Here is an 11,371-nt window from a genome sequence, read left to right as displayed (position 1 = left end):
CTCTCCTCGACTCATCGTGGCACCCGCGGAACCTTCAGGCCCGAAGCCGCGATCATCTCCCGCATCACCTCGTTGACACCGCCACCGAACGTGATGACCAGGTTGCGTTTGGTCTGCACGTCCAGCCAGCGCAGCAGCTCGGCGGTGGCCGCATCGGCCGGGTTGCCGTAGCAGCCGACCAACTCCTCGGCCAACCGACCGGCGTACTGGATCCGCTCGGTGCCGAAGACTTTGGTGGCCGCCGCGTCGGCGACCTCGATGATCTCGCCGGCCGCGGCGACCTGCCAGTTGAGCAACTCGTTGATGCGGAACATGGCGTGGATCTCGCCGAGTCCGCGTTTGACCGCATCATGGCTGATCGGGGCCACCCCGTCGCTGCCGGGTTTGGTGGCCCAGGCGTGCACCTTGTCGTAGATGGCGCCGAACCGGCCGGCCGGGCCCAGCATCACCCGCTCGTTGTTGAGCTGGGTGGTGATCAGCCGCCAGCCGCCGTTCTCCTCGCCCACCAGCATGTCGACGGGCACCCGAACGTCGTTGTAGTAGGTCGCATTGGTGTGATGCGCCCCGTCGGACAGGATCATCGGAGTCCACGAGTAACCGGGGTCCTTGGTGTCCACGATCAGGATCGAAATCCCCTTGTGTTTCACCGCCGTCGGATCGGTGCGCACCGCCAACCAGATGTAGTCGGCGTCGTGAGCGCCGGTGGTGAACACCTTCTGCCCGTTGACGATGTAATGGTCGCCATCACGAACCGCGGTGGTGCGCAACGACGCCAGGTCGGTGCCGGCCTCCGGTTCGGTGTAGCCGATCGCGAAATGCACCTCCCCGGCCAGGATGGCCGGCAGGAACTTCTTCTTCTGCGCTTCGTTGCCGTACACCTGCAGGGTGGGGCCGACGGTCTGCAGCGTCACGGCCGGCAGCGGGATGTCGGCGCGCTGCGCCTCGTTGACGAAGATCTGCTGCTCGATCGGCCCGAAGCCCAGGCCACCGAACTCTTTGGGCCAGCCGACGCCGAGCTTGCCGTCGCGGCCCATCCGGCGGATCACGTCACGGTAGGCCTGATTGTGCCGGTCGGAGGCCATCGCCTTTTCCTCATCGGGCGTGATCAGGTTGGCGAAGTATTCGCGTAGTTCGGCTTGCAGCTTGCGCTGCTCGGGGGTCAGATCGACGAACATAATTCTCCAAGCGTCACGAGGCGGTTCGACCGGCCACCCAGCAGGCGGTTCAGGTCTTTGATCGTGGAGTAGTAACGGTCCATCGGGTAGTCGACGTCCATGCCCATCCCGCCGTGCAGGTGGTGGCAGAGTTGCATCACCGGCGGCGCCTGCGAGGTGATCCAGTACCCGAGCACCCCGAGGTCATCGTCGGCGTCGAGGCCATTGGCCAGCCGCCAGACCACCGATGTCGCCGCCAGCGTGATGGTGCGCGAGACGATGTAGACCTCCGAGAGCTGGGCTGCCACGGTCTGGAAGGTGGACAGCGGCCGGCCGAACTGTTCACGGCTGCCGACGTAGTCGGCGGTCAGCCGCAGCGCGCCGGCCACCAGCCCGGAGGCGTAGGCGCCGACCATCGCCAGCACCAATTGGTTCACCCGATGTACCGAGGCACCGTCGAGTACGGCGTCGGCCTCGGCATCGTCGAACACGACCGCGTACTCGTCGCTGTGGTTGGCGGTCGGGGTCTTCGTCAGCCGCACCCCGGCCGCCTTCGGCGAGATCACCGCGACACCCGAATCTGCGGTGACCAGAATCCACTCGGCCTGCTCGGCGTAGGGCACACCGATCTTGGTGCCCGACAACCGGTTACCAGCCAGCGTCACCGCGGGCTGCTCGGGCAGCGCGGCGGCCGGCTCGTCGAGCGCGGCGGACAGCACCGCACCCTTGGCCACACCGGCCAGGTAGCGGTCCTGTTGGGCGTCGGTGGCCAACTCCAGCAGCGGCACCAAGCCGAATCCGAGGGTGCACAGCGCCGGGCTGACGGTCCCGTGCCGGCCCATCTCGGTCAGCGCCGTAGCCACTTCCGAGAGGCCGACGCCGTCACCGCCGAGCCGCTCCGGCACCGCGAGCGCGCTCACCCCGCCGGCGACCAGCGCCTCCCAGCTGTTGTCCCGCTCGAGCACCGACGTGACGACGTCGGCGACCGCCTGCTGTTCCGGATCTGGACTGAAGTCCACCGAATCTCCTTAAATCTAGTGGGCCACCGGGCATTTGCCGGTGTAGTCCATCTGCCAGTGCTTGATGCCGTTGAGCCACCCCGAGCGCAGTCGCTCAGGTTTGGCCAGCGGCGCGAGGTCGGGCACGTGGTCGGCGACCGCGTTGAAGATCAGGTCGATCGTCAACCGGGCCAGGTGGGTGCCGATGCAGTAGTGCGCCCCGGTGCCACCGAATCCGACGTGCGGGTTGGGGTCGCGCAGGATGTTGAATTTGTTCGGCTCGTCGAAGGCGTCCTCGTCGAAGTTGGCCGAGCGGTAGAACATCACCACCCGCTGCCCCTTCTTGATCTGGGCGCCGGACAGCTCGTAGTCCTCCAGCGCGGTGCGCTGGAAGCAGATCACCGGGGAGGCCCACCGCACGATCTCGTCGGCGGTGGTCGCCGGGCGTTCGGACTTGAACAGCTCCCACTGCTCGGGGTGCTCGGAGAACGCGATCATGCCGTGGGTGATCGAGTTGCGGGTGGTCTCGTTGCCGGCCACCGCCAGCATCACCACGAAGAAGCCGAACTCGTCGTCGGAGAGCTTCTCGCCGTCGATGTCGGCGTTGATCAGCGTGGTGACGATGTCTTCGCCGGGGTTCTCCGCCTTGGCTGCGGCCAATTGCATGGCGTAGGTGATCAACTCGAACGACGAGGCCTGCGGGTCGATGTCGGCGTACTCGGGGTCTTCGCTGCCGGTCATCTCGTTGGACCACTGGAACAGCTTGTCGCGGTCTTCCTGCGGCACACCGAGCAGTCCGGCGATCGCCTGCAGCGGCAGTTCGCACGACACCTGTTCGACGAAGTCTCCGGAGCCGGCCTCGGCGGCGGCCTTGACGATCGCCTGCGCCCGTTCATGGAGTTCGTCGCGCAACCGTCCGATAGCCCGCGGAGTGAAACCCCGGGAGATGATCCGGCGCAGCCGGGTGTGGTGCGGTGCGTCCATGTTGAGCATCACGAACCGCTGAACCTCGATGTTCTCCCGCTGCATGTCGTCGGAGAACCGCGGGATCACACAGTTCTCGTAGCTGGAGAAGACGTCGCTGCGCAGTGACACCTCTTTGACGTCGGCGAGCTTGGTGACCGCCCAGTAGCCGCCGTCGTTGAAGCCGCCGCCCTTGCCGGGGGCCTGCTCGATCCAACAGACCGGCGCGGTCTTGCGCAGTTGTGCGAACTCCTTTTCGGGGATCCCCTCGACGATGAGGTCGGGGTTGAGGAAGTCGAATCCTGCGGGAAGTGTGGACATGCTGGAACTAGCCTCCGTGTTTCGTTCGGTGATTCAGGCGGACTTGCCGGTGTAGTCGACCCGCCAGTGTTTGATGCCGTTGAGCCAGCCCGACTTCAGCCGGTCCGGCTTGTCCAGCGGCTTGAGGTCCGGGATGTGGTCGGCGATCGCGTTGAACATCAGGTTCACCGACATCCGGGCCAGGTGGGTGCCGATGCAGTAGTGCGCACCGGTGCCGCCGAAGCCGACGTGCGGGTTGGGGTCACGCAAGATGTCGAACTGTTGCGGGTTGTCGAACACCTCGGGGTCGAAGTTGGCGGCGCGGTAGAACATCACCACCCGCTGGCCCTTCTTGATCTGCACCCCCGACAGCTCGTAGTCGCGGGTCGCGGTGCGCTGGAACGACGTCACCGGCGTGGCCCAGCGCACCACCTCGTCGGCGGTGGTCTCCGGGCGCTCCCTGCGGAACAGCTCCCACTGCTCGGGGAACTCGGTGAAGGCCATCATGCCCTGGGTGATCGAGTTGCGGGTCGTCTCTGACCCGGCCACGGCCAGCAGGATGATGAAGAACCCGAGCTCGTCGTCGCCCAGCTTCTCGCCGTCGATGTCGGCCTCGATCAACGTCGTCACGATGTCGTTGCCGGGGTTGTGGCGCTTCATCTCGGCCAACTGCAGCCCGTAGGAGATGATCTCCATCGACGAGGTCTTCGGGTCGTAGTGGGCGTACTCGGGATCGTCGTAGGAAGTCATCTGGTTGGTCCAGTTGAAGAGCTTGCCGCGGTCCTCCAGCGGCACCCCCATCAGGCCGGCGATCGCCTGCAGCGGCAACTCCGAGGCGACCTCCACCACGAAGTCGCCGGTGCCGCGGGCCAGCGCTTCCTTGGCGATGTTCTGCGCCCGCCGCTCCAGGTCGTCGTGCAGCGGCAGGATGTGACGCGGGGTGAATCCGCGCGAGACGATCCGGCGTAGCCGGGTGTGCCGCGGCGCGTCCTGGTTGAGCATCAGCAGACGGCCGACGTCGATGTTCTCCCGCTCGATGTCGTCGTTGTAGCGCGGGATGGCCCCGTTGATCTCGCTGGAGAACACCTCGTCGAGCCGGGATACCTCTTTGACGTCGTGGTGGCTGGTGATCGCCCAGTAGCCACCGTCTTTGAAACCACCGCTCTTGTCGTCCGGCTGATCGATCCAGGTGACCGGCGCAGCGGCCCGCACTCGGGCGAACTCGGCGTCGGGGAGTCGCTCCGCGTAGATCTCCGGGTCGGTGAAGTCGAATCCCGGCGGCACTGTGACACTCGACATCGGCGGACTCCTAAATGCAACGCGTTCTAGTAGCAGTAAAACATGGGCTCACCATAGACCAAAGGGCTGTTCGCATCGTCGCTTGTCAGACTAATGAAACGTGTTCTAGCCTGGCCGCATGGGTAATCCTGTCATCGTCGAAGCCACTCGAAGCCCCATCGGTAAACGTAACGGCTGGCTGTCGGGTCTGCACGCCACTGAACTGCTCGGTGCGGTACAGAAGGCGCTGGTCACCAAGGCCGGTATCGAGCCAGGCAGCGTCGAGCAGGTCATCAGCGGCTGCGTCACCCAGTACGGCGAGCAGGCCAACAACGTGGCCCGGCAATCCTGGCTGATCGCCGGGTTGCCCGAGCACGTCGGCGCCACCACCATCGACTGCCAGTGCGGCAGCGCGCAGCAGGCCAACCATCTGATCGCCGGCCTGATCTCGGTCGGCGCCATCGACATCGGCATCGCGTGCGGTATCGAGGCGATGAGCCGGGTCGGCCTGGGCGAGAACGGCGGTGGCGCCCGGGCGTCGTCGTGGACCATCGACCTGCCCAACCAGTTCGAGGCCGCCGAGCGGATCGCCAAGCGCCGCGGGATCACCCGCGCCGACGTCGACGCATTCGGGCTGCGCTCCCAGCAGCGGGCCAAGCAGGCCTGGGATGAAGGCCGGTTCGACCGGGAGATCTCCCCGATCGAGGCGCCGGTGATCGACGAGAACAAGCAACCCACCGCCGAGTGGAACACCGTCAGCCGCGACCAGGGCCTGCGCGACACCACGATCGAGGGCCTGACCAAGCTGAACCCGGTGCTCGAGGGTGGCATCCACACTGCCGGCAGCTCCTCGCAGATCTCCGACGGCGCGGCCGCGGTGCTGTGGATGGATGAAGACCGGGCCAAAGCCTTGGGCCTGAAGCCGCGGGCCCGGATCATCAGCCAGGCCAACGTCGGCGCCGAGACCTACTACCACCTGGACGGCCCGGTGCAGTCCACCGCGAAGGTGCTTGAGAAGGCCGGGATGAAGATGGGTGACATCGACCTGGTCGAGATCAACGAGGCGTTCGCCTCGGTGGTGTTGTCCTGGGCGGCGGTGCACAACCCGGACATGGACCGGGTCAACGTCAACGGCGGGGCGATCGCGCTGGGTCACCCGGTGGGTTCCACCGGCAGCCGGCTGATCACCACCGCGCTGCACGAGCTGGAGCGCACCGACAAGTCGACCGCGCTGATCACCATGTGCGCGGGCGGGGCGCTGTCCACCGGCACCATCATCGAGCGGATTTAGTGGCCACGGTGTCTCAGCCCCTTTCAAAGCCCGTCTCGGAGGCCGACCGCATCGCAGCGGCGCAGGCCTACATCGACGCGCTGGTCAGCCACGACGCCACTGCGGTCCGGTTCAGTCCGGACTGCACCCGAGTCGAAGTCGGAATCAAGACCGGCTTCTCGGGAAATCACTTGCGCCGCAGTCTGAATCGCGGCCCGCAGTTTCGGTTGATCGCAGCCGCCACCCTGCCGGAATACAGCGTCGACGGTGACGAGGTGCGGGCGGTCTTCGACATCATCACCAAGCCGTCGCTGTTCGGGCGGCGGGTGTGCGCGCACGTCGACGAGGTATTCGTCATTCCGGCCGACAGTCCCGACGGCATCGCGACGATCCACCACATCCGGGCCGGGATCAAGCCGTTCATTCAACGTTAGGGTGGTGGACGTGAGCACACCGGAGAAGCCGAAGTCGCTGGACTCGCCGGTCACCGGCACCATCATCAAATGGATGTCGCGGGCCAACACCTGGGCCTACAAGGCCACCGGCGGCCGGGTCGGCGGCAAGTGGCGCTTGGGCACCAAGCACTTCGGCGAGGTTCCCGAAGTCGGCATCCTCACCACCACCGGACGCAAGACCGGTGAGCCGCGTGAGTCCCCGCTGCTGTTCCTGCGCGAAGGCGACCGGGTGATCCTGGTGGCATCTCAGGGCGGGCGCGCCACCAACCCGATGTGGTATTTGAACCTCAAGGCCAACCCGCAGGTCTCGTTCCGGATCCGCAACGAGGTGCTGCGGCTGCGCGCCCGTGACGCCGACGAGTCGGAGCGGGCCGCCTACTGGCCCAAGCTCGACGCGATGTACCCCGACTTCGTCAACTACCGCGCCTGGACCGACCGGGAGATCCCGATCGTCATCTGCGAGCCTTGACGGCTGCGACAGCAGGCACATGACGTCGCCGATGAAATCAGTGCCGCCGTAACCCAATTCCCGAGCGAGGTGCTTCGTGGCCGTTGCAACGCGTCGCGTTGATCCGGCCGCCGAAGCACCTCGCTGAACCGAGACCCGCTACGCCGCCGGATTGTTTACATTAATAAATACCCGCGGAGCATCCGCGGCGGCACGCGATTCAGCACGCGTCCCAGCGGGTAGGAATTCCGCCGCTGGAACACGGATGACGTTGCCGTGGCGCCGCATCCGCGGTTGAGCGCACGACGGCAACGTCATGCTTCCGCCGTGCTTGAACAGCTCATGTGTCCGCAGCCAACGCACGACAGGATCATCTCAATTACGTAACTACACTCACGCTCGTAACTGGCGGTCCCTTAAACGCGCGCCGGGCCACGTCACAGGTTCCGCACAGTCCCGCAACGGTGGATCGCGCTTACGTTTCGCGGTGGCGGACGGTCGCCATCCGGCAGCGAAACGACGGAGGGCGGGTTCATGCCCCGCCGTCGACTAGCGTTAGCCGCCGGCGTTCCGGCGATGCGCCGCGAACGGCCGGGAGGCCCCGCACGCCATGCGTGCGGGGCCTCCCGGTACTGCTTCGCTGTCGAGGGCTCGGACCTCGATCAGTAGTTCGCGCCATAGGCGCCCGGGTGACCGGCGCTGCCGCCGTTGCCCGCGCCCCCGTCGGCACCATCCTGGCCATTGACGCTGCCAGTACCTCCGGCACCGCCCTTACCTCCGACCAGGCCGGCGTCGCCTCCGGGCCCGCCAGGCCCACCCTGACCGCCGCTCGGGTGGTCCTCGGTGCCTTGGCCACCGGTACCACCGGTTCCGCCGCCGCCGCCGGTGCCACCGGTACCGCCGTCGCCACCGTTGCCGCCGACCCCGGTCGTGCCGTTGGCCGCGGTGCCGCCGTTACCGCCCGCACCACCGTCACCGGCGACACCGCCGCCGCCGCCGGGACCGCCGATGTGCCCCTGGCCACCACCGGGATCGCCGGTCGCACCGCTCTGGCCGGGGCCGCCACGTCCGCCGGTCCCGCCGACGCCGCCATGGCCGCCGGCGCCACCGTCGCCCGAGTTCCAGCCGCCCGCACCGCCGTCACCGCCGGCGCCGCCAACGCCGCCGACACCGCCGGTGTAGCCCGGTCCGCCGTACTCAGGCGAGGTGGCACCCGTCGTACCTTGGCCACCGGCCCCGCCGTCGCCGCCCTTCCCGCCGTCGCCGTCAGGTCCGGCGTTGCCGCCTTGGCCACCGGTACCGCCGGTCTGGCCGGTCTGGGCTTGGCCGTTGCCGCCCTTGCCGCCGTTACCGCCGTTACCGGTGCCGACCGCATCAGCGCCCTGCTGGCCATCAGCAGCCGCGCCACCGGCACCGCTACCGCCCTGGCCACCAGCGCCAGCAGTACCGCGCTCGCCACCGTCGCCACCGGCACCACCGCTACCCGCGGTCGCGTTAGCGCCACCGCCGGCACCGGCACCACCATCACCGCCGTTGCCCGCGCCACCAGCAGCACCACCGTCGCCACCAACACCGCCAGCACCCTGACCACCGGCACTGCCGTTGGTGGCCGAACCACCCACGCCACCAGCACCACCGTGGCCACCGGCACCACCGTTGCCGCCATCGCCGCCGTCGCCACCATCAGAGCCGTCGCCGCCACTACCGGCCGCAGCATCCGAGCCCGTCGAGCCGACAGCCCGGCGCCACCAGCACCGCCGGTACCGCCGGCGCCACCGGCACCACCGACACCGCCATCACCCGACAGCGAACCGCCCTGACCACCAGCACCACCAGCGCCACCAGCACCGGCGTCAGCACCATCGGTGCCGTTACCGGAACCATCCGTGACACCGGCAGCACCATCAGCACCAGCACCACCGGCACCACCAGCACCACCGTCGCCGACTGTCCCGGCGTTGCCGCCTTGGCCACCGTCACCGCCGGCCTGGCCGGTCACACCCTCGCCGTTGCCGCCCTTGCCGCCGTTACCGCCGTTACCGGTGCCGACCGCATCAGCGCCCTGCTGGCCATCAGCAGCCGCGCCACCGGCACCGCTACCGCCCTGGCCACCAGCGCCAGCAGTACCGCGCTCGCCACCGTCGCCACCGGCACCACCGCTACCCGCGGTCGCGTTAGCGCCACCGCCGGCACCGGCACCACCATCACCGCCGTTGCCCGCGCCACCAGCAGCACCACCGTCGCCACCAACACCGCCAGCACCCTGACCACCGGCACTGCCGTTGGTGGCCGAACCACCCACGCCACCAGCACCACCGTGGCCACCGGCACCACCGTTGCCGCCATCGCCGCCGTCGCCACCATCAGAGCCGTCGCCGCCACTACCGGCCGCAGCATCCGAGCCCGTCGAGCCCGACAGCCCGGCGCCACCAGCACCGCCGGTACCGCCGGCGCCACCGGCACCACCGACACCGCCATCACCCGACAGCGAACCGCCCTGACCACCAGCACCACCAGCGCCACCAGCACCGGCGTCAGCACCATCGGTGCCGTTACCGGAACCATCCGTGACACCGGCAGCACCATCAGCACCAGCACCACCGGCACCACCAGCACCACCGTCGCCGACCGTCCCGGCGTTGCCGCCTTGGCCACCGTCACCGCCGGCCTGGCCGGTCACACCCTCGCCGTTGCCGCCCTTGCCGCCGTTACCGCCGTTACCGGTGCCGACCGCATCAGCGCCCTGCTGGCCATCAGCAGCCGCGCCACCGGCACCGCTACCGCCCTGGCCACCAGCGCCAGCAGTACCGCGCTCGCCACCGTCGCCACCGGCACCACCGCTACCCGCGGTCGCGTTAGCGCCACCGCCGGCACCGGCACCACCATCACCGCCGTTGCCCGCGCCACCAGCAGCACCACCGTCGCCACCAACACCGCCAGCACCCTGACCACCGGCACTGCCGTTGGTGGCCGAACCACCCACGCCACCAGCACCACCGTGGCCACCGGCACCACCGTTGCCGCCATCGCCGCCGTCGCCACCATCAGAGCCGTCGCCGCCACTACCGGCCGCAGCATCCGAGCCCGTCGAGCCCGACAGCCCGGCGCCACCAGCACCGCCGGTACCGCCGGCGCCACCGGCACCACCGACACCGCCATCACCCGACAGCGAACCGCCCTGACCACCAGCACCACCAGCGCCACCAGCACCGGCGTCAGCACCATCGGTGCCGTTACCGGAACCATCCGTGACACCGGCAGCACCATCAGCACCAGCACCACCGGCACCACCAGCACCACCGTCGCCGACCGTCCCGGCGTTGCCGCCTTGGCCACCGTCACCGCCGGCCTGGCCGGTCACACCCTCGCCGTTGCCGCCCTTGCCGCCGTTACCGCCGTTACCGGTGCCGACCGCATCAGCGCCCTGCTGGCCATCAGCAGCCGCGCCACCGGCACCGCTACCGCCCTGGCCACCAGCGCCAGCAGTACCGCGCTCGCCACCGTCGCCACCGGCACCACCGCTACCCGCGGTCGCGTTAGCGCCACCGCCGGCACCGGCACCACCATCACCGCCGTTGCCCGCGCCACCAGCAGCACCACCGTCGCCACCAACACCGCCAGCACCCTGACCACCGGCACTGCCGTTGGTGGCCGAACCACCCACGCCACCAGCACCACCGTGGCCACCGGCACCACCGTTGCCGCCATCGCCGCCGTCGCCACCATCAGAGCCGTCGCCGCCACTACCGGCCGCAGCATCCGAGCCCGTCGAGCCCGACAGCCCGGCGCCACCAGCACCGCCGGTACCGCCGGCGCCACCGGCACCACCGACACCGCCATCACCCGACAGCGAACCGCCCTGACCACCAGCACCACCAGCGCCACCAGCACCGGCGTCAGCACCATCGGTGCCGTTACCGGAACCATCCGTGACACCGGCAGCACCATCAGCACCAGCACCACCGGCACCACCAGCGCCACCGTTGCCGATCGCGCTGCCGTTACCGCCGGCACCACCATCGCCACCGTGGGCACCCGAGGCCGCCGCCGGGTCACCGGCCGCGTCGTAGCCGGCGCCACCGTCACCACCATTGCCCTGCACACCATGGGCATCGGAGTCATTACCGGCAGCACCATCAGCACCCGCCGACGAGCCGGCACCGCCGCTACCACCGGCACCACCATTGGCCAGCGCACCACCGTCACCGCCGTTACCGCCGGTCGTGTGCTCCGCGGTACCGGTAGCACCCTGGCCGCCGTCGCCGGCCTTACCAGCGTCACCACCATCACCGGCACTGCCACCGGTGCCCTGGTTACCGGCACTGCCGTTGGTGGCCGAACCACCCACGCCACCGGCACCGCCATCGCCACCCTTGCCACCGGAGCCAGCAGCACCACCAGTACCGCCGTTACCGTCACCGCCGTCGGCAAACGTTCCGGCCACACCGGTAGCGCCATCGCCGCCGGCACCACCGGCCGCACCGGAACCACCAGCACCACCAGCG

General features: G+C 68.8%; 8 protein-coding genes. 3 read left to right on the top strand and 5 right to left on the bottom strand.

Going from position 1 to position 11,371, the window contains the following annotated elements; genetic code table 11:
* Window positions 1-11 precede the first annotated feature (11 nt).
* From fadE29 to G6N19_RS11815, 4 genes are read right to left on the bottom strand one after another with little or no spacing between them, the layout of a single operon-like run.
* The gene (gene fadE29 / locus G6N19_RS11830) at window positions 12-1,175 is read right to left on the bottom strand and encodes an acyl-CoA dehydrogenase FadE29 (protein ID WP_193465002.1); all 1,164 of its coding nucleotides are present in this window, start codon (window positions 1,173-1,175) and stop codon (window positions 12-14) included.
* Complete coding sequence (locus G6N19_RS11825; protein WP_193465001.1) at window positions 1,160-2,173, bottom strand: acyl-CoA dehydrogenase family protein; 1,014 nt, start codon at window positions 2,171-2,173, stop codon at window positions 1,160-1,162. Before G6N19_RS11825 ends, fadE29 begins: the two co-directional genes overlap by 16 nt.
* A gap of 15 nt (window positions 2,174-2,188) precedes the next feature.
* The gene (locus G6N19_RS11820; protein ID WP_013830617.1) at window positions 2,189-3,436 is read right to left on the bottom strand and encodes a cytochrome P450; all 1,248 of its coding nucleotides are present in this window, start codon (window positions 3,434-3,436) and stop codon (window positions 2,189-2,191) included.
* A gap of 33 nt (window positions 3,437-3,469) precedes the next feature.
* Window positions 3,470-4,714, bottom strand: a complete 1,245-nt coding sequence (locus G6N19_RS11815) for a cytochrome P450 (RefSeq protein WP_193465000.1) — start codon at window positions 4,712-4,714, stop codon at window positions 3,470-3,472.
* A gap of 118 nt (window positions 4,715-4,832) precedes the next feature.
* On the opposite strand from G6N19_RS11815, the gene G6N19_RS11810 reads away from it, so the two are divergent.
* From G6N19_RS11810 to G6N19_RS11800, 3 genes are read left to right on the top strand one after another with little or no spacing between them, the layout of a single operon-like run.
* Window positions 4,833-5,984 (top strand): steroid 3-ketoacyl-CoA thiolase, encoded by a 1,152-nt coding sequence (locus G6N19_RS11810; RefSeq protein WP_193464999.1) that lies wholly within the window; start codon window positions 4,833-4,835, stop codon window positions 5,982-5,984.
* Window positions 5,984-6,397 (top strand): hypothetical protein, encoded by a 414-nt coding sequence (locus G6N19_RS11805; RefSeq protein WP_193464998.1) that lies wholly within the window; start codon window positions 5,984-5,986, stop codon window positions 6,395-6,397. Before G6N19_RS11810 ends, G6N19_RS11805 begins: the two co-directional genes overlap by 1 nt.
* Before the next feature lie 10 nt (window positions 6,398-6,407).
* Window positions 6,408-6,887, top strand: coding sequence for a nitroreductase family deazaflavin-dependent oxidoreductase (locus G6N19_RS11800; RefSeq protein ID WP_269473674.1), 480 nt, complete (start codon window positions 6,408-6,410; stop codon window positions 6,885-6,887).
* Window positions 6,888-7,398: 511 nt separating this feature from the next.
* On the opposite strand, the gene G6N19_RS21705 is transcribed toward G6N19_RS11800, so the two are convergent.
* Complete coding sequence (locus G6N19_RS21705; RefSeq protein ID WP_456320074.1) at window positions 7,399-11,214, bottom strand: hypothetical protein; 3,816 nt, start codon at window positions 11,212-11,214, stop codon at window positions 7,399-7,401.
* Between the last annotated feature and the right edge of the window lie 157 nt (window positions 11,215-11,371).

It is taken from the genome of Mycobacterium novum, from assembly GCF_010726505.1.
Lineage (GTDB): Bacteria > Actinomycetota > Actinomycetes > Mycobacteriales > Mycobacteriaceae > Mycobacterium > Mycobacterium algericum.
This window is presented reverse-complemented; position numbering and strand designations above follow the sequence as displayed.

Coding starts and splice junctions, on each gene's coding strand:
- fadE29 (WP_193465002.1), bottom strand. CDS start 1,175: ATGTTCGTCGATCTGACCCCCGAGCAGCGCAAGCTGCAAGCCGAACTA.
- G6N19_RS11815 (WP_193465000.1), bottom strand. CDS start 4,714: ATGTCGAGTGTCACAGTGCCGCCGGGATTCGACTTCACCGACCCGGAG.
- G6N19_RS11810 (WP_193464999.1), top strand. CDS start 4,833: ATGGGTAATCCTGTCATCGTCGAAGCCACTCGAAGCCCCATCGGTAAA.
- G6N19_RS11820 (WP_013830617.1), bottom strand. CDS start 3,436: ATGTCCACACTTCCCGCAGGATTCGACTTCCTCAACCCCGACCTCATC.